This window comes from Klebsiella sp. CN_Kp066, assembly GCF_040065135.1.
Lineage (GTDB): Bacteria > Pseudomonadota > Gammaproteobacteria > Enterobacterales > Enterobacteriaceae > Klebsiella > Klebsiella oxytoca.
In genome coordinates this window covers 180,450-198,466 of record NZ_JBEAIU010000001.1, presented here as the reverse complement: position 1 = coordinate 198,466, position 18,017 = coordinate 180,450, and the positions used below count along the sequence as shown (strand labels likewise).

Genomic DNA, 18,017 nt, shown 5'->3' with positions numbered 1-18,017 from the left:
GCTAATTATCACTAGCGGAAATAAAGAGTGGACGACAATAACTCTCAGGCAGAATCAGGCGATCGGCTTGACGATCGCCACGGTCGGCAGATGTTTCGCATTCTGCGTACGATAGACCTCAATTTACTCACTATTTTTGAAGCGGTTTACGTCCATAAAGGCATCGTTAACGCGGCAAAGGTACTCAATATCACGCCGTCGGCGATAAGCCAGTCAATCAACAAGCTGCGCGCGCTCTTCCCTGACCCGCTATTTATTCGTAAGGGACAGGGCGTGACCCCCACGGCCTACGCTACGCATCTGCATAAGCATATTAGTCAGGGGATGGAGGCGTTTCTCAACGCGCTGGATCTCACCGGCAATACGCAGCGGGAGCGGGTGATAACGATTGCCACTTCCCCGGCTATTGGCGCGTTAATCATGCCGGTTATCACCCAAAAACTGCGGGCCGTCTTTCCCCAGATACTGCTGCACAATATCGCTATCAACGACGCAGTCAGTCAGCTAAACCAGCGTCAGGTGGACCTGCTTATCGACAGCTATCCCCACAGCGGGCAGACGATTACGCACCATGTGCTTTACCAGGACAGCGTGCACATCTTCTGCCGGGCAGGACATCCGGCTCTCGCCTTGCCTGCAACCGCAGATAATCTTAGTCAATATGAATTCGCTCTGCTGCAGCCAGAGGGGCAGCGCTACACCACCATCCTGCGTCGCCTGCAGGAACACCTCGGCGAACGCCGCTGCGGTTTTAGTAGCTACAATCTGTTAACTCAGGCGGCGCTGGTCAGCGAAAGCGATATGCTGGGGCTGATAACTTCCGGGATGTTTTCTCTGGTTGACAGAATATGGCCTTTGAAAATGATCGACTTCGCCCCTCTGCGCGAAGAAAAAATTGATATTGCGTTGCACTATAACAAGCTCAGCGCGCAGGAACCCTTGTTGAAAGAGATCGTCGGGACAATTCGTCAGGCTTTCTAGTCGATAAGGCACGTGTGGGAAAAGCATAAAAGAACAACTATTTTACAATTTGCCCGGCAAGCAGGCTGCTTTATGCCCCGTATCAATGATATACTGCCTGCGTTTAATTCAAAAATAGTTGATAAATGCAACATTTACTTGAATTGATTCGCTTTCCTTCGTCACTCGCAACTGGAACACGCACGCTATGAGTAAACCCATTGTGATGGAACGCGGTGTTAAATACCGCGATGCCGATAAAATGGCCCTTATCCCGGTGAAAAACGTGGCAACTGAGCGTGAAGCTCTGCTCAGAAAACCGGAATGGATGAAAATCAAACTTCCGGCTGACTCGTCCCGTATCCAGGGGATCAAGGCAGCGATGCGTAAGAACGGCCTGCACTCCGTGTGCGAAGAAGCCTCTTGCCCTAACCTCGCGGAATGTTTTAACCACGGAACGGCGACCTTTATGATCCTGGGCGCCATCTGTACCCGCCGTTGCCCATTCTGCGATGTTGCCCACGGACGCCCGATAACGCCGGACGCCAACGAGCCGCAAAAGCTGGCGCAAACCATCGCCGATATGGCGCTGCGCTATGTGGTTGTAACCTCCGTGGACCGCGACGATCTGCGCGATGGCGGCGCTCAGCATTTTGCCGACTGCATCAGCGCGATTCGTGAAAAAAGCCCGACGATCAAAATTGAAACTCTGGTGCCGGACTTCCGCGGCCGTATGGATCGTGCGCTGGAGATCCTCCAGGCCACGCCGCCGGACGTGTTTAACCATAACCTGGAAAACGTTCCGCGCCTCTATCGTCAGGTTCGCCCTGGCGCCGACTACAACTGGTCCCTGAAGCTGCTGGAGCGCTTTAAAGAAGCGCACCCGGAGATCCCGACGAAATCGGGACTGATGGTGGGTTTAGGCGAAACGAATGCTGAAATCATTGAAGTCATGCGCGATCTGCGCCGCCACGGCGTGACGATGCTGACTTTAGGCCAGTATCTGCAGCCGAGCCGCCACCACCTGCCGGTACAGCGCTACGTGAGCCCGGATGAATTCGAAGAGATGAAAGCCGAAGCGATGGCAATGGGCTTTACCCACGCCGCCTGCGGACCCTTTGTTCGTTCGTCCTATCATGCCGACCTGCAGGCCAAAGGTATGGAAGTGAAGTAATTCCTGTTGCGACCGCGGCGTTATATTTGTAGCGCAGCGGTCTTTCCTGCCACTCATTTTGCTCGCCAATAATAAAACCCAACGCGGTAACAGTTAGTTGCATCTTTTTAAGCAAAATCCGTGCAGATGACAAAAAGAGGCCGCAGCGCTATCGCTGCGGCCTCTTTGCCGACGCGGTTTCCCCGTCGGTAGCGAGCCTCCTTCAGCGGGAAACTCGTCGCGAATTACTCTTTATGAGAGAGCTTCTGCGCCGGAGCCTCTTCGGCACTGGTCTTTTTCGCACTATCATCGTCATCGCTCATGGCTTTTTTGAAGCCTTTGATAGCCGAGCCCAGGTCTCCACCCAGCGTGCGTAACTTTTTGGTACCAAACACCAGGATAATCAGCGCTGCGACTACCAGCAGTTTGGTAATACTAATCTCACCCATAGCTAACCTTCTTCTCTAATACAAGCTGCGAATACGCCATCATACACGCATACAATTAACGGCTATTTGACGCGCGGACACAATAGCAATCTGTAACAAGGTGAATCAAGCCTTGTTTAAAAAAACGTCATAATAATTGCGGTGGCGCAAAGCGACGATTCTGCAGCACCGGCAGGCGCTCTCTTACCTGCTGAATATAATCGGTTGAAAGCTCCGCGAAAATCAGCTGCGGCTGCTCCCCTGCCCCGGCAATCGTCGTTCCTAAAGGATCGACAATTCGACTCTGACCAATATTACGCGTTCCGCACTCCCCCGCAGCGACAATATAGCAGGTGGTATCCAGCGCCCGTGCCGCCAGCAGAGTCGCCCAGTGATGCTCTTTCAGCGGCCCTTTTACCCACGCGGCGGGCAGGACAATAAGCTGCGCGCCGCTGAGCGCTAAGGATAGCGCCAGCTCAGGAAAGCGTAAATCGTAACAGGTCATTAACCCGACTCGCATCCCGTCGACCTCAATGAGCGGCGGAATTTGCTGACCGGCATCGACCAGCCGGGATTCCTGAATATTGAAAGCATCATACAAATGCAGTTTCTGATATTGCGCAATAATTTTCCCGTGACGTAACGCCACCAGCGTATTCGTTGCCCGCCCTTCTGCAGACGGCACGTGCAGGGTCAGCACCGTCGTCAAGGGACTGTTTTCGCTTTCCGCCAGCAGAAGCTGTAAAAAACCGCCGTCCAGCTGCTGGGCGGACTTGACTGATAAATCCGCATCGGCGTCGTTTCGCGCCAGCAACGCCTCGGGTAGCACCAGAAGCGTTGCTCCGCGCTCCCCTGCCTGACGCATCATGCTCACGCAGGTCTGAGCATTGACCGTCCAGTCCGGCGTTACGGCAAATTGTCCGGCAGCAACAAGCATCTTTTCTCTCCCGTCAGGTAATTCATAGCCAGCAAGGTATTTCGCGCGCTACACTCGAAGTTTAGTCGCAATCAATAAGCAGAGAACAATCGTGTTGCAACTCCTTTTGGCTGTATTTCTTGGCGGCGGCACCGGCAGCGTTTTGCGCTGGTGGCTGGGTATGAAGTTTAACCCCATGCACCATGCTATCCCCATTGGTACTCTCACCGCTAACCTGCTAGGGGCATTTATTATCGGGGCCGGTCTGGCCTGGTTTAATCGCCTGACGGACGTCGATCCGATGTGGAAGCTACTCATCACTACCGGCTTTTGCGGCGGGTTGACCACCTTCTCCACATTTTCCGCTGAAGTGGTGTTTTTGCTGCAGCAGGGGCGCGTTAGCTGGGCGCTGCTGAACGTTTTCGTCAATCTGTTAGGTTCATTTGCCATGACGGCCGCTGCGTTCTGGCTGTTTTCGCAAGCCGCCAGCCGCTAGACGCAGGCAAAAAAAAACCCGCTGAGAGCGGGTTTTTATATTCTGCTGACGCGTTGCTTAGATAGGCATTACGTTTGCAGCAGAAGGGCCTTTGGCACCGTTAGTGATTTCGAACTCTACGCGCTGACCTTCAGCCAGAGTTTTGAAACCGTTGGACTGGATTGCAGAGAAATGTACGAATACATCTTTGCTGCCATCTTCCGGAGTAATGAAACCGAATCCTTTGGACTCATTAAACCACTTAACGTTACCTTTAATCTTAGACATCAAAATTACCTTTATATGAAAAAATCGACACTAATACTGTGTCGGGTATCAGTACACCAATTGTGGTACCTTTTGTCCAGCGCAACTTTGCTAAAAAGTGATAAAAGTCTCTATCTTTTTGGGCAGGGTTCACATTAGTCTTTGTTTTTCCTCAAGACAGCCTGCTTATCTCTTTTATTGCTATGGAAAATCGCCTCAAAACTGAATGCGTGCCCATGCGAAGTAAACGTTTCCGTTGTTATAGGTGCCGGGAATATAGGTCATCTGGAAGGTGGCCGGGCCGTAGCCGATGGAAGCCAAAGGCAGCACTACCGGGATCGGGATATATTTCCAGTTGTCACGCGCCGTGACACCGAGCGTATAGCCTAAGCCAAGATGGAAATTATCATCTGCCAAAGGTCGCCAGGTCTTCTCCCAGCCATAGCCGCCGATGGGCTCCCACTTATTATAAGAATCCTTAAAAGCCATCAGATAGATGCCATGCCAGTTCCCTTTATCATCCCAGCGTGAAACGCCAAAACCGGCACCCCAGGGGCGCTCGTTGTACCTGTCGGTTTTCTCCTTGTCATAGGCAAAACGCGCATGCCAGGTCACCGCAGGGATATAAAGATCGTAGTGCTCAGGCTCATTCCAGGTCTGCGCAACGTTATCAGTCAGCGTGTTGTAACCATCGCGAAGCGTCGAGCTGAACGAAGCGTTAGCAGAAGTAGACGACAGCAGCAGACCCAGGCACCCAAGAAAAAAACCTATAAATCGACGATGCATTAACACTTTTCTCTTACCAGTATCATTTTTTGAGCGGGTTAAAATAGCAAGGATAAGCTTAATACTTCCTTAACGAAATTAGGCAAACTCTTGATTTGCCCGCTACAAAAAATCTGAAAAACTCTCCGCGCGGTTTTGCCGGTTACGCCAGTAAAGCCCAACCATCCAGGGATTCTCATCGATTTATTGATTTGCATCAGCGAGTTTTGCCCGTTTTTTAGGCACATTCCCTCACTAAATTTTTCCTTCGCTTTATTTATCAGTAGATTCTTTGGGTTAATGGTTTAGGGGTTTAAGAATGCTTACGCTAGTAGAGATCCTGATTGGGATTGTGGTCATTGTGGGCGTCGCCCGCTATATCATTAAAGGTTATTCCGCCACCGGAGTGCTGTTCGTCGGTGGCTTAGTATTACTCATCGCCAGCGCGCTAATGGGGCATAAGATTTTACCTGGCGACGCAAAGAGCACCGGCTACTCTGCTACCGATATCGTTGAGTATATTAAGATACTGCTCATGAGCCGCGGCGGCGACCTCGGCATGATGATCATGATGCTCTGCGGTTTCGCCACCTATATGACGCATATTGGCGCCAACGATATGGTCGTCAAACTGGCCTCAAAACCGCTGCGCTATATTAACTCCCCTTATCTACTTATGATCGCTGCTTATTTCGTGGCCTGCCTGATGTCGCTGGCTGTTTCCTCAGCCACCGGCCTGGGCGTCCTGCTGATGGCCACGCTGTTCCCGGTCATGGTCAACGTTGGTATCAGCCGCGGCGCCGCCGCCGCAATCTGCGCCTCCCCGGCGGCGATTATTCTCTCCCCGACTTCCGGCGACGTCGTGCTGGCCGCCAAAGCCGCCGAAATGCCGCTGATTGACTTTGCCTTTAAAACCACGCTGCCTATCTCTATCGTGGCGATTATCAGCATGGCGATTGCTCACTTCTTCTGGCAGCGCTATCTGGATAAGAAGGAAAACGTCGCGCATGAAATGCTTGATGTGAACGAGATCACCACCACCGCCCCTTCTTTCTACGCCATCCTGCCGTTTACGCCGATAATCGGGGTGCTGATTTTTGATGGCAAATGGGGTCCGGAGCTGCACATCATTACCATCCTCGTACTCTGCATGCTGCTGGCGGCAGTTCTGGAATTCTGCCGCGGCTTTAATACTAAAAATGTGTTTAATGGGCTGGAAGCGGCATATCGCGGGATGGCCGACGCCTTTGCCGGTGTGGTGATGCTGCTGGTCGCCGCTGGCGTCTTTGCGCAGGGGCTGAGCACCATTGGCTTTATTAACGGCCTGATCTCCATTGCAACTTCTTTCGGCTCCGCCAGTATTATTCTGATGCTGGTACTGGTCATTCTGACCATGCTGGCGGCGATGACCACAGGCTCTGGTAATGCCCCCTTCTATGCTTTCGTTGAGATGATCCCGAAGCTGGCGCACTCGTCCGGCATTAACCCGGCTTATCTTTCGATCCCGATGCTGCAGGCGTCTAACCTTGGCCGAACCATTTCTCCGGTCTCCGGCGTCGTGGTCGCCGTGGCCGGTATGGCAAAAATTTCGCCGTTCGAAGTGGTGAAACGCACCTCTGTCCCGGTACTGGTTGGTTTATTAGTGGTTATTATCGCCACCGAAGTCCTCGTTCCCGGTAGCGCAATCCGCTAACGCTGAAACCGTGTGAAAAGGCGCCTGCTGGCGCCTTTTTTATGCTTTAATAACTCAAAGTTATTAATGACCATTCGTCATCAGGAATAAAAATGTTCAGGAAGGATTTCGTCGCTCTCGCTCTTTTGCTAAGCGCTTCTCAGGTCAGCGCCGATCCGCTGATCGCAACGCAATACGGCGATTTCGATCGCTACGTGCTGGCCCTCTCCTGGCAAACGGGGTTTTGCCAGAGTATGCAGGACCGAAACCGCAGCGAGCCGGAAGAGTGCCGCCTGCAGCAGGAACCAGACAACAAAGCCGATTTTCTCACCGTTCACGGCTTGTGGCCAGGCCTGCCCAAATCTATCGCCGCGCGCGGAGTGGACGAACGCCGCTGGATGCGTTTTGGCTGCGCGACCCGCCCTGTTCCCAATATGCCTGAAGCGAAAGCCGGGCAAAAATGTCGGGCGGCTGAAACCGGCCTTTCGCTGGAAATGGCGAATAAGCTTAACGGCGTGATGCCGGGATCCGGCGGCAATTCATGTCTTGAGCGTTATGAATACGCCAAGCACGGGGTTTGTTTTGGTTTCGATCCTGACAGTTATTTCGGCACCATGGTGCGCCTGAACGGCGAGATTAAACAAAGCCCCCTTGGTCGTTTCCTGGCCAGACACTATGGGCAGACCGTTAGCCGGGATGATTTCAACGCCGCGGTCGCAGAGGCCTATGGAAATCAGAACGTTAAGGCTTTCAAGTTAACCTGTAACGGCAATCCCGCCTATCTGACCGAGATGCAAATTTCCATCAAAGCGGCGGCCATCAACGCGCCTCTCTCGGTAAATTCATTCTTACCTCAGCCTCATCCCGGGAACTGCGGTAAACAATTTCTGCTGGATAAAGCCGGCTAAGTTTCATACGGTTTAACTATTGTTCGTTGATGAATGTGCGTTTAATCACTTCAAACCATCCGCAAGTCTCAGTATGATGAGAGAACATTAACCCTTGCCATTTTCGGTGAGGGTTTTCTTTTACGGACAGGTTCCTGGATAACATGGAGTATGAGATGACCAGACCCGCAATCATCATTAATGAACTGGATGCAGAACGCATCGACAGGCTGCTGGAACAACCGGCATTCGCTAACTCGCCGGTAGCGGGCGCACTGAACGACGAGCTTGACCGCGCGCAGATGCTGGCTCCGGAAGCCATGCCGCATGATGTTGTCAGCATGAATAGCCAGGTGAGATTCCGCGATTTAACCACCGGCGAAGAGCGCATCCGCACGCTGGTTTTCCCGGCTCAGGTGACCGATAGCGCCACCCAGCTCTCGGTTATGGCGCCGGTTGGCGCAGCGTTGCTGGGGCTCAAGGTCGGCAGCGCCATTCACTGGGAGTTGCCCGGCGGCACCTCAACGCATCTTGAAGTGCTGGAACTGCTATACCAGCCGGAGGCCGCAGGCGATTTTCACCGTTAATCTCCCCGCTGCCTGAAGCGTTTCGCGCTTTATCCAGAGGATGTCGCTACATCCTCTTTCTGCACCTTCTCCTCTACGCCTCTCTTTTGACAAACTTTTACGCCACCCTCTAACCGATCTGACAATTTTGCGACCTGAATGGCACAATATTTTCCTATAATGTGTTGATATAAAAGCAGACGAACAAGGAGGAATGCATATGTATAAAACAATCATTATGCCCGTTGATGTCTTTGAAATGGAGTTAAGCGATAAAGCCGTTCGCCATGCGGAGTTTTTAGCCCAGCAGGACGGGGTTATCCATCTTCTCCACGTACTGCCCGGTTCATCAAGCTTTACCATGAGCCGGTTTACCGCCGATCTGCGCCGCTTTGAAGAGCATTTGCAGCATGAAGCAGAAACGCGCCTGAAAACAATGGCCGGGCATTTCAGCATTGACCCGTCGCGAATCAAAATGCACGTTCGCTTTGGCAACGTGCGCGATATGGTCAATGAACTGGCCAATGAAATTAAAGCCGACGTAGTGGTGATAGGCTCGCGTAATCCGTCTATCAGCACGCATCTGCTCGGCTCCAATGCCTCAAGCGTGATCCGCCATGCGCATATTCCGGTGATGGTGGTGAGATAGCGTCAGAGAGCTAAAAAAAGAGGCTACCCAGGGGTAGCCTCTTTGCTGTGCAGGTTCGGTCTTACTTTATTATGAATTATGCCGTTTTAGTGCGGATCAGATAATCAAACGCGCTCAGAGACGCTTTTGCACCTTCGCCGGTAGCGATAATAATCTGCTTGTACGGTACGGTTGTGCAGTCCCCCGCCGCGAAGACGCCCTTCACGTTAGTTTCACATTTCGCATCAATGATGATTTCACCCATGCGGTTGCGCTCAATCGCTCCTTCCAGCCAGTTGGTATTCGGCAGCAGGCCAATCTGTACGAAGATCCCCGCCAGCGCGACGTGATGCTCATCGCCGCTCACGCGGTCACGATACTGCAGGCCGGTCACTTTACTGCCGTCGCCCACCACTTCTGTGGTCTGGGCATTGAGGATAATATCGACGTTCTTCAGGCTGCGGACTTTATCCTGCAGAACCTGGTCGGCCTTCATTTCCGGCGCGAATTCAAGCAGCGTTACATGTTCAACAACGCCTGCCAGGTCGATGGCCGCTTCCACACCGGAGTTACCGCCGCCGATAACCGCCACGCGCTTACCTTTAAACAGCGGGCCGTCGCAGTGCGGACAGTAGGTTACGCCCTTCGTGCGATACTGATCTTCACCTGGAACGTTCATGTTACGCCATTTCGCACCGGTGGCAATGATAACGCTACGCGCTTTCAGCACCGCGCCGGAGGCGGTTTCAATCTGGTGCAATCCGCCTTCAACCGTCGCAGGAATCAGCCTGGAAGCGCTTTGAGAATCAATAACATCAACATCGTATTCGCTGACGTGCGCTTTTAATGCGCCAGCCAGTTTCTGACCTTCGGTCTTCGGTACCGAAATATAGTTTTCGATATCAACAGTATCCAGCACCTGGCCGCCGAAGCGTTCACCCATCAGACCGGTACGAATGCCTTTACGCGCTGAGTAAACGGCAGCCGCTGCGCCTGACGGGCCTGAGCCGACGATTAAGACATCATAGGATTCACGTTTATTCAGCTCTTCCGCCGCACGTTTTTCCGCACCGGTATCCACTTTGGCCACAATTTCAGTCAGCGTCATGCGACCCTGGCCAAACTCTTTACCGTTCATGAATACCGCCGGTACGCCCATCACGTTGCGTTCGGTGATTTCATTCTGATAAGTGCCGCCGTCAATCGCCGTGTGCTTGATACGCGGGTTCAGTACCGCCATCAGGTTCAACGCCTGAACCACATCCGGGCAGTTATGACATGAAAGTGAATAGTAGGTTTCAAATTCAAAATCACCGTCGATATTGCGGATCTGCTCCAGCAGGCTCTGGGCTTCTTTTGACGGATGGCCGCCGGTCCACAGCAGAGCCAGAACTAAAGAGGTGAATTCATGTCCCAGCGGAGAGCCGGCAAAGCGCGGCCCCTGGCTGGAGCCTGGGTTGGTAATGAGGAATGACGGCTTACGCACCGCCAGGCCGTTATCTTCTTTGAAGGTGACTTTATCTGACAGTTCAGCAATTTCAGCCAGCAGTTCCCTGATTTCTGCCGATTTAGCGCCGTCATCCAGCGTGGCAATCAGCTCAACAGGTTTGGTCAGCTTCTCAAGATAGGCCTTGAGCTGGGTTTTCATGTTGGTGTCGAGCATTTTTATCTCCTGGGCTTAAAACATCATCATGCAAGCGGCCTCGTTCAGGCAGCCTGAATGCGCTTGCATCATGGTGTTGGAATAAAACGGGCGCAGATGCGCCCAGATATTACTACGCAATTTCCTCAGCATTTCACGCAAGAGCAAGGCGGCTAGCCTGAGAATCCCCGGAAGCTTACCTCAGTAAGTGACCGGGGTGAGCAGGCGACGCCAACGCAGCAATTGCGTGAAAGGAGACGGAAATTTAGATTTTGCCGACCAGGTCCAGAGACGGAGCCAGAGTCGCTTCACCTTCTTTCCATTTAGCCGGGCAAACTTCGCCTGGGTGAGAAGCTACGTACTGAGCTGCTTTGATTTTACGCAGCAGGTCAGACGCGTCGCGGCCGATACCTTCAGCGGTAACTTCGATAGCCTGGATGATACCCTGCGGGTCAACAACGAAGGTTGCACGATCTGCCAGACCTTCATCTTCACGCATGTTGTCGAAGTTACGGGTCAGGGCGCCAGTCGGGTCGCCAATCATCGCATATTTGATTTTAGCGATGGTTTCAGAGCTGCTGTGCCACGCTTTGTGGGTGAAGTGGGTGTCGGTAGAGACGGAGTAAACGTCTACGCCCAGCTTCTGCAGTTCTTCATAATGATCTGCCACGTCGCCCAGTTCAGTCGGGCAAACGAAGGTGAAGTCAGCCGGGTAGAAGAAGAAGACGCTCCAGCGGCCTTCAGTATCTTTCTCGGTTACTTCGATGAATTCACCGTTTTTGAATGCCTGGTTTTTAAAAGGTTTGATTTTGGTATTAATTAAGGACATCTATACTTCCTCCGTGTTTTCGTTGAGGTCTAAGTTAACGAATTTTTCCTGACTCGACCAATGCGTTTGCATTATCGAATCAATAAGCGTTATCTAACAACCGGAACAAGACAACTTTGTGAACCTGTCAACGCGATGGCAAACTTCTGTCGCGTTTCGCATTATATGCGCTGAAAAGTAAAAAGGCCGCCCTCGCAGGCGGCCCCGTTACCTGAAACACCCGCAGGTAGGTTCAGCGCCAGTAGCTGGCAATGTGTTGCGCTCTACACCTTAATGTAACAGCTCAGGGATTACATCACCCACAGAACGAAAGGGCAATCCGCCCGGCCGCAGGTCTTACCTATGGCTGTAATAGGTTTTACCGCTACACTTACTCTTCTCTTTGATTTTACAAGGCATAATTATGTTAAAACGACTGTTTTTTCTGAGCTTATTACCTTTTTACTGCTCTGCAGAGGAGCTTCCCGCCCCCGTAAAAGCGATAGAAAAACAGGGAATTACCATTATTAAACCCTTCGAGGCGCCCGGAGGGATGAAAGGCTGGTTAGGGAAGTATCAGGATATGGGCGTCGCCATCTACCTCACGCCGGACGGCAAACACGCCATCTCGGGCTATATGTACGACGAAAGCGGTACTAATCTTAGCGAACAACTCTTCCAGCAAGAGCTCTATACCCCCGCGGGCCAGGAGATGTGGAAAAAGCTGGAAAGCGCTCGCTGGCTGCTTGACGGTAACGAAAACGCGCCGACGATTCTGTACGTTTTTGCCGATCCCTTCTGCCCCTACTGCCAACAGTTCTGGCAACAGGCTCGTCCGTGGGTAGAATCAGGGAAAGTTCAGCTGCGCACCCTGCTGGTTGGCGTCATAAAACCGGAAAGTCCCGCAGCCGCGGCGGCCATCCTGGCCAGCAAAGACCCGGCGAAAACCTGGCATCACTATGAGCAGTCTGGTGGCAAAGCAGCGCTAAATATTCCCACCAGTATTCAGCCAGAGCAAATGAAGATACTTAATTTCAACCAACAGCTGATGGACGAACTCGGCGCCAGCGTCACCCCTGCTATTTATTACATGAATAAAGAAAATATGCTGCAACAAGCGATCGGGCTTCCAGATAAAGAAAAACTACAGATTATGATGGGGGCAAGATAAGCATTTATAAACTAACTCCTCCGCCGGGTTTAGCAGTACACAAAAGGATCTGGCGGAATGCGCCGCTGTAGTATATATTTAGATAAACTTAATAAGGCATTAGCAATTAATAATAAAAAATGAATAATCACGTAATGTATATAATGCAGACATATAATAACCTCTTTTTCTACTCGCCAGCTTAACAGGACGTTGAAAATGGCTAATCTTTACGATCTCAAGAAGTTCGATCTGAACCTACTCGTTATTTTCGAATGTATTTACCAGCATTTAAGTATCAGTAAGGCTGCAGAAACGCTATTTATTACGCCGTCTGCGGTAAGCCAGTCGCTTCAGCGGCTACGCAACCAGCTCAACGATCCGCTATTCGTGCGTTCAGGTAAAGGGATTACCCCAACTACCGTCGGCGTTAATTTGCATCACCACCTGGAAAATAACCTTAATCAGTTAGAACAAACCATCAATCTCACCAATCGTTCTGAATTAAGGAAACGCCTCGTTGTCTATGCGCCGCAGCTTTTTATAACGCCCAAAACCACCAGCCTGATTCATATGTTATTAGATGATTCAAATCTGCAGGTTGAACATCATGATCTGCTCGCTTCAGGTGAATCGATAGAGAGTTTGTTATCCTACCGGAAGGCCGATCTGATATTTAGCACCACGGCGCTGTCATCACGAGCGACCGTCTGTAAACGCATCCAGGAGCTGGACATTTCATTAGTGTGTAATGAAAACCATCCGCGACTGGCGTCGCTAACGACGACAAAAGCCATAATGCAGGAGCGTTTCACCTATTATATTTGTAACGATCAGGGTACAAAATCCTTTCAGAGTCAAACTGCGGGTATGCTTTCTGACAGAAAAATCTCTTTCAGCAGCGATTCATACATAGCCATTCTTAATGTTATTCAACAAACGGATATAATTGGTTTCGTTCCGACATGTATTTTAGAGCACATTAGCTTTCAGAATAAATTCAGGATCATTGAGACTCCCTTCAAAATTCCATCTATCAATATTTATATGATTTACAACCGGGTGAATCTTGACGACCCCAACTTCGCAAATTTTATCGAAGAGTGTGAAAGAAATAATATTATTGAATAGTTAAAGTGATTTCATTGAATTGGTGAATGATAACTAATCTCTTGATTAAGAAACGAATATGATATAAGTACACAGTCTCTTTGGCATTAAAGGAATAATGGCTGTGTCTTTTATTAAAATTCCATTACCAGAATCTGTTCTGCAAGCCAGTCAGCAAAGAATAGAGTGGGTTATGGAAAACTTCTCCCGCGTTTGCGTCTCTTTTTCTGGCGGTAAAGATTCAACAACCATGCTGCATCTCACGGCGCAGCATGCCCGCCAGGCAGGTAAAAAGATTTGCGTCCTGTTTATTGACTGGGAAGCGCAGTTCTCCTGCACCATTGCTCATTGCGAAAAGATGCGCGAGGAGTATCGCGACGTTATTGAGCAATTTTTCTGGGTGGCGCTACCTCTCACCACCCAGAACTCGCTAACCCAGTTCACGCCGGAGTGGCAGTGCTGGGAACCCGGCGCGCCCTGGGTGCGCCAGCCGCCGGAGGATGCCATCACCGATCCCGACTATTTCCCGTTTTATCAACCCGGAATGAGTTTTGAAACCTTCGTCCGCGAATTCGCCGATTGGTTCTCGCAAAATCGTCCGGCCGCGGTAATGGTCGGCATCCGCGCCGATGAATCGCTTAACCGGTTTATCACCATCTCCTCGCAGCGCAAACTGCGCTTTGCCGACGACAAACCCTGGACCACGTCGGCGCCGGGCGGACACGCCTGGTATATCTATCCCATCTATGACTGGAAAACCGCCGATATCTGGACCTGGTTCGGCAAAAGCGGTCTTTCCTATAACCCGCTCTATAACCTGATGTATCAGGCGGGGGTACCGCTGCGTTATATGCGCATCTGCGAACCCTTTGGCCCGGAGCAGCGCCAGGGTCTGTGGCTCTACCACGTCCTGGAGCCTGAACGCTGGGCCGCCATGTGCCAGCGCGTCAGCGGCGTTCACTGCGGCGGGGTTTACGCCGGTCACGACAATCAGTTCTACGGCCATCGAAAGCTGGATAAACCCGAACATCATACGTGGAAAAGCTACGCCCTGTTTTTACTCGACAGCATGCCGGAGAAAACGGCGGAGCATTACCGCAATAAAATCGCCGTCTATCTCCACTGGTATCAAAAAAAGGGCATGCTGGATATTCCGGACACCCAGCCGGCGGATATTGGCTCCAAAGACGTCCCGTCCTGGCGGCGCATCTGTAAAGTGCTGTTAAACAATGATTACTGGTGCCGCCAGCTCTCTTTCAGCCCAACCAAAGCGACTCAATATAAACGCTATCGCGAGCGGATGAATAAAAAGCGCCAGCAATGGGGAATACTATGCAACGACAATTAATCCAGGAAATAGAACGCTATCTGCAATCGCTGGAAAATGAAGAAGAAAAGATTACTGCGCTTAACGCCTTTCGCCAGATTCTGCATGAATATAGCCCCTTCAAATCCCAACCGGTTGATTGCGTACTGTGGGTAAAACAGGAAGCCGTTTCGCCTAATGATTACAACCCAAATAACCTTGCGCCACCGGAAAAACGCCTGTTGTTCACCTCGCTGGAGACGGATGGCTTCACCCAGCCTATCGTGGTGCTGAAACAGGGGCGGGAGCGCTATTCGATTGTCGATGGTTTTCATCGTCATGAACTGGCCAACGGCAAGGCGGCGCTGAAAAAACGGCTGAAAGGCTATCTCCCCGTCACCTGTCTGGAAAGGAGCAGCGCCAGGCGTGATTCACTGATGGCCGCCACCATCCGCCATAACCGGGCGCGCGGGCGTCACCAGATTCATGCGATGTCGGAAATCGTTCAGGAACTGGCGCGTCTCGGCTGGACCGATGAGAAAATCGGCAAAGAGTTAGGGATGGACGCCGACGAAGTATTACGTCTGAAGCAAATCAACGGTCTGGTGGAGATGTTCGGCGACCGTCAATTTTCTCAGGCGTGGACCGTTAAATAACTACAGACGGCACAGGCGTTCCGCAGCAGCCAGCAGCGTGGCTGGCTGTTTGGCGAAACACAGGCGTATCAGCTTATGCGGGAACGGATTGGCACAAAACACCGACAGCGGGATCGCCGCGACGCCGATCTCGGTGGTGAGCCAGCGGCAGAAGTTGACATCATCCAGATCGGAGACTGCGCTGTAGTCCGCCAGCAGGAAGTAAGTCCCTTCGCAGGGCAAAATTTCCAGACGGCTGGAACGCAGCGCATCAATAAACAGGTCCCGACGCTCGCGGTAAAACGTCGGCAGCTGGCGATAATGCTCCGGCTCGCTGCGCAGCATATCGGCGATCGCCAGCTGAGCGGGGGTGTTGACGGCGAAGGTCAGATACTGATGCACTTTACGCAGCTCGGCGCTGATAGCGGCAGGCGCCACGCAGTAGCCCACCTTCCAGCCGGTCATATGAAACGTTTTACCGAATGAAGAGACCGCCACCGCGCGCTCGCGCAGCTGCGGATGCGCCAGCACGCTGGCATGCCCTTCGGCAGCAAAGCAGATATGTTCATAAACTTCATCACTAAGTACGTAGATTTCGCGATCGGCAATCGCCTGCCACAGCGCGGCAAAATCTTCACGCTGCCACACCGTCGCTGACGGGTTGTGCGGCGTATTGAGAATAACCAGACGAGTTTTGTCGCTGAGGGTAGCGGCGAACTGCTGCCAGTCAACGCGAAAATAAGGCGGCTGTAGAGCAATGCGCTTCAGCACGCCGCCCGACAGCTCAACCGCCGGGGCGTAGCTATCGTAGCTGGGGTCAAAGCAAATGACTTCGTCGCCGGAACGGACCAGCGCGGTAATCGCCGCATACAGCGCTTCCGTCGCCCCGGCGGTGACGGTTACGTCGCTATTGGCATCGGGGCGATAGCCGTACAGCTCTTCGGTTTTATTGACAATCGCTTCGCGTAGCGCGGCGACGCCGGTCATCGGCGCGTACTGATTGGCCCCCTGCGCGACGTGATACGCCAGACGCTCCTGCAGATAGCGCGGGCCATCGAAATCCGGAAAACCCTGCGACAGATTAATCGCCTGATGCTGCTGGGCCAGGGCGCTCATCTGGCTAAAGATAGTGGTGCCCAGTGAAGGGAGTTTACTCTCAGGAATCAGTGGCTTATTGCTCATTCTTTTTGTACCGTCTGTGATGCTGTTGTTGAAGCCACTATAACACGATGTTAATATTTGGCAATCAAGACGCTTAGACGTCTAAATGATAATGTTATTTCGCTTAGGCTTTAATAACAGCTCTCAACACAACGCCACCGTCAGCACGACCCACCGCTCACTCTGGAGAACTCATGATCCGCGCTATCGTGACCGATATTGAAGGCACCACCAGCGACATACGCTTCGTCCACAACGTCCTGTTCCCGTACGCCCGCGAACGTCTGGCTGGTTTTGTGACCGCTCAGCAGTTTGGCGAGCCGGTCAAGACCATTCTCGATAACCTGCGCCAGGAGATCGCCCAGCCGGCGGCTGGCGCCGAACAGCTTATTGCTACCCTGTTCACGTTTATGGATGAAGACCGCAAATCCACCGCCCTCAAGGCGCTCCAGGGGATTATCTGGCGCGAAGGCTACGTCAACGGCGACTTCACCGGCCATCTCTATCCGGACGTTTTGCCGGCACTGGAAAAATGGAAGTCACAGGGTATTGATTTATATGTATATTCCTCAGGCTCTGTCGCTGCGCAGAAATTGTTATTTGGCTACAGCGATGAAGGTGATATTACTCATCTGTTCAACGGCTATTTTGACACCCTGGTAGGGGCCAAGCGTGAAGTACAGTCCTACCGCAATATTGCTGAACAACTGGGGCAGCCTCCTGCCGCCATCCTGTTTTTGTCCGATATCCATCAGGAGCTGGATGCCGCTGAAGAGGCCGGTTTCCGTACCCTGCAGCTGGTACGCGGCGACCGCGACCCGGCCAGCCATCATCCGCAGGTTCAGCGTTTCGACGATATTCACCCGGAGCAGATCCCAGCATGAGCGCATTAACCATATTTTCCGTAAACGACCCGCAAAACTCTCTCTGGCACAGTACTAACGCCGAAGAGATCCAGCAGCAGCTCAACGCTAAAGGCGTGCGTTTTGAGCGCTGGCAGGCCGACCGCGATTTAGGCGCGGCGCCAACGTCTGAAACGGTCATTGCCGCCTATCAGCACGCGATTGATAAGCTGGTTGCAGAAAAGGGCTATCAGAGCTGGGATGTGATTAGCCTGCGCGCCGATAATCCGCAGAAAGAGGCGCTGCGGGAGAAGTTTCTCAATGAGCATACCCACGGAGAAGACGAAGTGCGTTTCTTCGTCGAGGGCGCCGGTCTGTTTTGCCTGCATATTGGCGACGAGGTGTTCCAGGTTCTGTGTGAAAAGAACGACCTGATTTCGGTCCCGGCGCACACGCCGCACTGGTTTGATATGGGCTCGGAACCCAACTTCACCGCCATCCGTATCTTCGATAATCCGGAAGGCTGGATTGCCCGGTTTACCGGCGACGATATTGCCAGCGCCTACCCGCGGCTGGCGTAACGCGCCCTATCCGGGCTACCGATCTGCAGACAACTGTGAACATGTAGCCCGGGCAGGCGCCCTGC

General features: G+C 52.3%; 20 protein-coding genes. 13 read left to right on the top strand and 7 right to left on the bottom strand.

Annotated features, from left to right (window positions below):
- Positions 1–27: 27 nt before the first annotated feature.
- Both ABLV75_RS00850 and lipA read left to right on the top strand, forming a co-directional pair.
- Positions 28–981, top strand: coding sequence for a YbeF family transcriptional regulator (locus ABLV75_RS00850; protein WP_004100151.1), 954 nt, complete (start codon positions 28–30; stop codon positions 979–981).
- Positions 982–1,168: 187 nt separating this feature from the next.
- The gene (lipA, locus tag ABLV75_RS00845) at positions 1,169–2,134 is read left to right on the top strand and encodes a lipoyl synthase (RefSeq protein WP_004100150.1); all 966 of its coding nucleotides are present in this window, start codon (positions 1,169–1,171) and stop codon (positions 2,132–2,134) included.
- 224 nt (positions 2,135–2,358) lie between these two features.
- Here lipA and tatE read toward each other — a convergent pair whose 3' ends face one another.
- Positions 2,359–2,562, bottom strand: coding sequence for a twin-arginine translocase subunit TatE (tatE, locus tag ABLV75_RS00840; protein WP_004100149.1), 204 nt, complete (start codon positions 2,560–2,562; stop codon positions 2,359–2,361).
- 127 nt (positions 2,563–2,689) lie between these two features.
- Positions 2,690–3,478, bottom strand: coding sequence for a deaminated glutathione amidase (locus ABLV75_RS00835; protein ID WP_004100148.1), 789 nt, complete (start codon positions 3,476–3,478; stop codon positions 2,690–2,692).
- A 91-nt stretch (positions 3,479–3,569) separates the two neighbouring features.
- Here ABLV75_RS00835 and crcB point away from each other — a divergent pair, with 91 nt between their 5' ends.
- The gene (gene crcB, locus ABLV75_RS00830; protein ID WP_004100147.1) at positions 3,570–3,953 is read left to right on the top strand and encodes a fluoride efflux transporter CrcB; all 384 of its coding nucleotides are present in this window, start codon (positions 3,570–3,572) and stop codon (positions 3,951–3,953) included.
- 57 nt (positions 3,954–4,010) lie between these two features.
- On the opposite strand, the gene cspE is transcribed toward crcB, so the two are convergent.
- Both cspE and pagP read right to left on the bottom strand, forming a co-directional pair.
- Positions 4,011–4,220, bottom strand: a complete 210-nt coding sequence (cspE, locus tag ABLV75_RS00825; RefSeq protein ID WP_004100146.1) for a transcription antiterminator/RNA stability regulator CspE — start codon at positions 4,218–4,220, stop codon at positions 4,011–4,013.
- Between the two features lie 195 nt (positions 4,221–4,415).
- Positions 4,416–4,991 carry a lipid IV(A) palmitoyltransferase PagP gene (gene pagP, locus ABLV75_RS00820; protein ID WP_160887563.1) on the bottom strand — a complete coding sequence of 192 codons (576 nt, stop codon included), beginning with the start codon at positions 4,989–4,991 and terminating at the stop codon, positions 4,416–4,418.
- A gap of 292 nt (positions 4,992–5,283) precedes the next feature.
- Between pagP and dcuC the strand changes: the two genes are divergently transcribed.
- The 4 genes from dcuC to uspG all read left to right on the top strand — a co-directional run bounded on the left by dcuC (position 5,284) and on the right by uspG (position 8,738).
- Positions 5,284–6,657 carry an anaerobic C4-dicarboxylate transporter DcuC gene (gene dcuC, locus ABLV75_RS00815; protein ID WP_004100144.1) on the top strand — a complete coding sequence of 458 codons (1,374 nt, stop codon included), beginning with the start codon at positions 5,284–5,286 and terminating at the stop codon, positions 6,655–6,657.
- Between the two features lie 92 nt (positions 6,658–6,749).
- Positions 6,750–7,544 carry a ribonuclease I gene (gene rna / locus ABLV75_RS00810; protein ID WP_004100143.1) on the top strand — a complete coding sequence of 265 codons (795 nt, stop codon included), beginning with the start codon at positions 6,750–6,752 and terminating at the stop codon, positions 7,542–7,544.
- 155 nt (positions 7,545–7,699) lie between these two features.
- Complete coding sequence (gene rnk, locus ABLV75_RS00805; protein ID WP_004100142.1) at positions 7,700–8,110, top strand: nucleoside diphosphate kinase regulator; 411 nt, start codon at positions 7,700–7,702, stop codon at positions 8,108–8,110.
- A gap of 199 nt (positions 8,111–8,309) precedes the next feature.
- Positions 8,310–8,738, top strand: a complete 429-nt coding sequence (uspG, locus tag ABLV75_RS00800) for a universal stress protein UspG (protein WP_004100140.1) — start codon at positions 8,310–8,312, stop codon at positions 8,736–8,738.
- A 76-nt stretch (positions 8,739–8,814) separates the two neighbouring features.
- Here the strand turns inward: uspG and ahpF are convergent, their stop codons facing one another.
- Positions 8,815–10,380 carry an alkyl hydroperoxide reductase subunit F gene (ahpF, locus tag ABLV75_RS00795; RefSeq protein ID WP_004100138.1) on the bottom strand — a complete coding sequence of 522 codons (1,566 nt, stop codon included), beginning with the start codon at positions 10,378–10,380 and terminating at the stop codon, positions 8,815–8,817.
- A gap of 244 nt (positions 10,381–10,624) precedes the next feature.
- The gene (ahpC, locus tag ABLV75_RS00790) at positions 10,625–11,188 is read right to left on the bottom strand and encodes an alkyl hydroperoxide reductase subunit C (protein ID WP_002894394.1); all 564 of its coding nucleotides are present in this window, start codon (positions 11,186–11,188) and stop codon (positions 10,625–10,627) included.
- 403 nt (positions 11,189–11,591) lie between these two features.
- On the opposite strand from ahpC, the gene dsbG reads away from it, so the two are divergent.
- The 4 genes from dsbG to ABLV75_RS00770 all read left to right on the top strand — a co-directional run bounded on the left by dsbG (position 11,592) and on the right by ABLV75_RS00770 (position 15,389).
- Positions 11,592–12,338, top strand: a complete 747-nt coding sequence (dsbG, locus tag ABLV75_RS00785; RefSeq protein WP_004100137.1) for a thiol:disulfide interchange protein DsbG — start codon at positions 11,592–11,594, stop codon at positions 12,336–12,338.
- 198 nt (positions 12,339–12,536) lie between these two features.
- Complete coding sequence (locus ABLV75_RS00780) at positions 12,537–13,448, top strand: LysR family transcriptional regulator (protein WP_004100136.1); 912 nt, start codon at positions 12,537–12,539, stop codon at positions 13,446–13,448.
- Between the two features lie 103 nt (positions 13,449–13,551).
- Positions 13,552–14,775, top strand: coding sequence for a phosphoadenosine phosphosulfate reductase (locus tag ABLV75_RS00775; protein WP_032704826.1), 1,224 nt, complete (start codon positions 13,552–13,554; stop codon positions 14,773–14,775).
- Entirely contained in the window at positions 14,760–15,389 is a 630-nt protein-coding gene (locus ABLV75_RS00770; protein WP_004100133.1) for a ParB/RepB/Spo0J family partition protein, read from the top strand. Before ABLV75_RS00775 ends, ABLV75_RS00770 begins: the two co-directional genes overlap by 16 nt.
- Here ABLV75_RS00770 and ABLV75_RS00765 read toward each other — a convergent pair whose 3' ends face one another.
- Positions 15,390–16,535, bottom strand: coding sequence for a pyridoxal phosphate-dependent aminotransferase (locus ABLV75_RS00765; protein WP_185939789.1), 1,146 nt, complete (start codon positions 16,533–16,535; stop codon positions 15,390–15,392).
- Between the two features lie 188 nt (positions 16,536–16,723).
- Here ABLV75_RS00765 and mtnC point away from each other — a divergent pair, with 188 nt between their 5' ends.
- Positions 16,724–17,413 carry an acireductone synthase gene (mtnC, locus tag ABLV75_RS00760; protein WP_004100131.1) on the top strand — a complete coding sequence of 230 codons (690 nt, stop codon included), beginning with the start codon at positions 16,724–16,726 and terminating at the stop codon, positions 17,411–17,413.
- The gene (locus ABLV75_RS00755; RefSeq protein WP_004100130.1) at positions 17,410–17,952 is read left to right on the top strand and encodes an acireductone dioxygenase; all 543 of its coding nucleotides are present in this window, start codon (positions 17,410–17,412) and stop codon (positions 17,950–17,952) included. The genes mtnC and ABLV75_RS00755 overlap by 4 nt, the downstream gene beginning before the upstream one ends.
- The last annotated feature ends 65 nt before the right edge of the window (positions 17,953–18,017 follow it).

What these genes read in the sequence shown, in the direction of transcription:
- ABLV75_RS00780 (WP_004100136.1), top strand. Translation starts at nt 12,537, where the DNA reads ATGGCTAATCTTTACGATCTCAAGAAGTTCGATCTGAACCTACTCGTT.
- ABLV75_RS00835 (WP_004100148.1), bottom strand. Translation starts at nt 3,478, where the DNA reads ATGCTTGTTGCTGCCGGACAATTTGCCGTAACGCCGGACTGGACGGTC.
- cspE (WP_004100146.1), bottom strand. Translation starts at nt 4,220, where the DNA reads ATGTCTAAGATTAAAGGTAACGTTAAGTGGTTTAATGAGTCCAAAGGA.
- ABLV75_RS00770 (WP_004100133.1), top strand. Translation starts at nt 14,760, where the DNA reads ATGCAACGACAATTAATCCAGGAAATAGAACGCTATCTGCAATCGCTG.
- dcuC (WP_004100144.1), top strand. Translation starts at nt 5,284, where the DNA reads ATGCTTACGCTAGTAGAGATCCTGATTGGGATTGTGGTCATTGTGGGC.
- rnk (WP_004100142.1), top strand. Translation starts at nt 7,700, where the DNA reads ATGACCAGACCCGCAATCATCATTAATGAACTGGATGCAGAACGCATC.
- dsbG (WP_004100137.1), top strand. Translation starts at nt 11,592, where the DNA reads ATGTTAAAACGACTGTTTTTTCTGAGCTTATTACCTTTTTACTGCTCT.
- lipA (WP_004100150.1), top strand. Translation starts at nt 1,169, where the DNA reads ATGAGTAAACCCATTGTGATGGAACGCGGTGTTAAATACCGCGATGCC.
- ahpC (WP_002894394.1), bottom strand. Translation starts at nt 11,188, where the DNA reads ATGTCCTTAATTAATACCAAAATCAAACCTTTTAAAAACCAGGCATTC.
- ABLV75_RS00755 (WP_004100130.1), top strand. Translation starts at nt 17,410, where the DNA reads ATGAGCGCATTAACCATATTTTCCGTAAACGACCCGCAAAACTCTCTC.
- tatE (WP_004100149.1), bottom strand. Translation starts at nt 2,562, where the DNA reads ATGGGTGAGATTAGTATTACCAAACTGCTGGTAGTCGCAGCGCTGATT.
- ahpF (WP_004100138.1), bottom strand. Translation starts at nt 10,380, where the DNA reads ATGCTCGACACCAACATGAAAACCCAGCTCAAGGCCTATCTTGAGAAG.
- uspG (WP_004100140.1), top strand. Translation starts at nt 8,310, where the DNA reads ATGTATAAAACAATCATTATGCCCGTTGATGTCTTTGAAATGGAGTTA.
- rna (WP_004100143.1), top strand. Translation starts at nt 6,750, where the DNA reads ATGTTCAGGAAGGATTTCGTCGCTCTCGCTCTTTTGCTAAGCGCTTCT.
- mtnC (WP_004100131.1), top strand. Translation starts at nt 16,724, where the DNA reads ATGATCCGCGCTATCGTGACCGATATTGAAGGCACCACCAGCGACATA.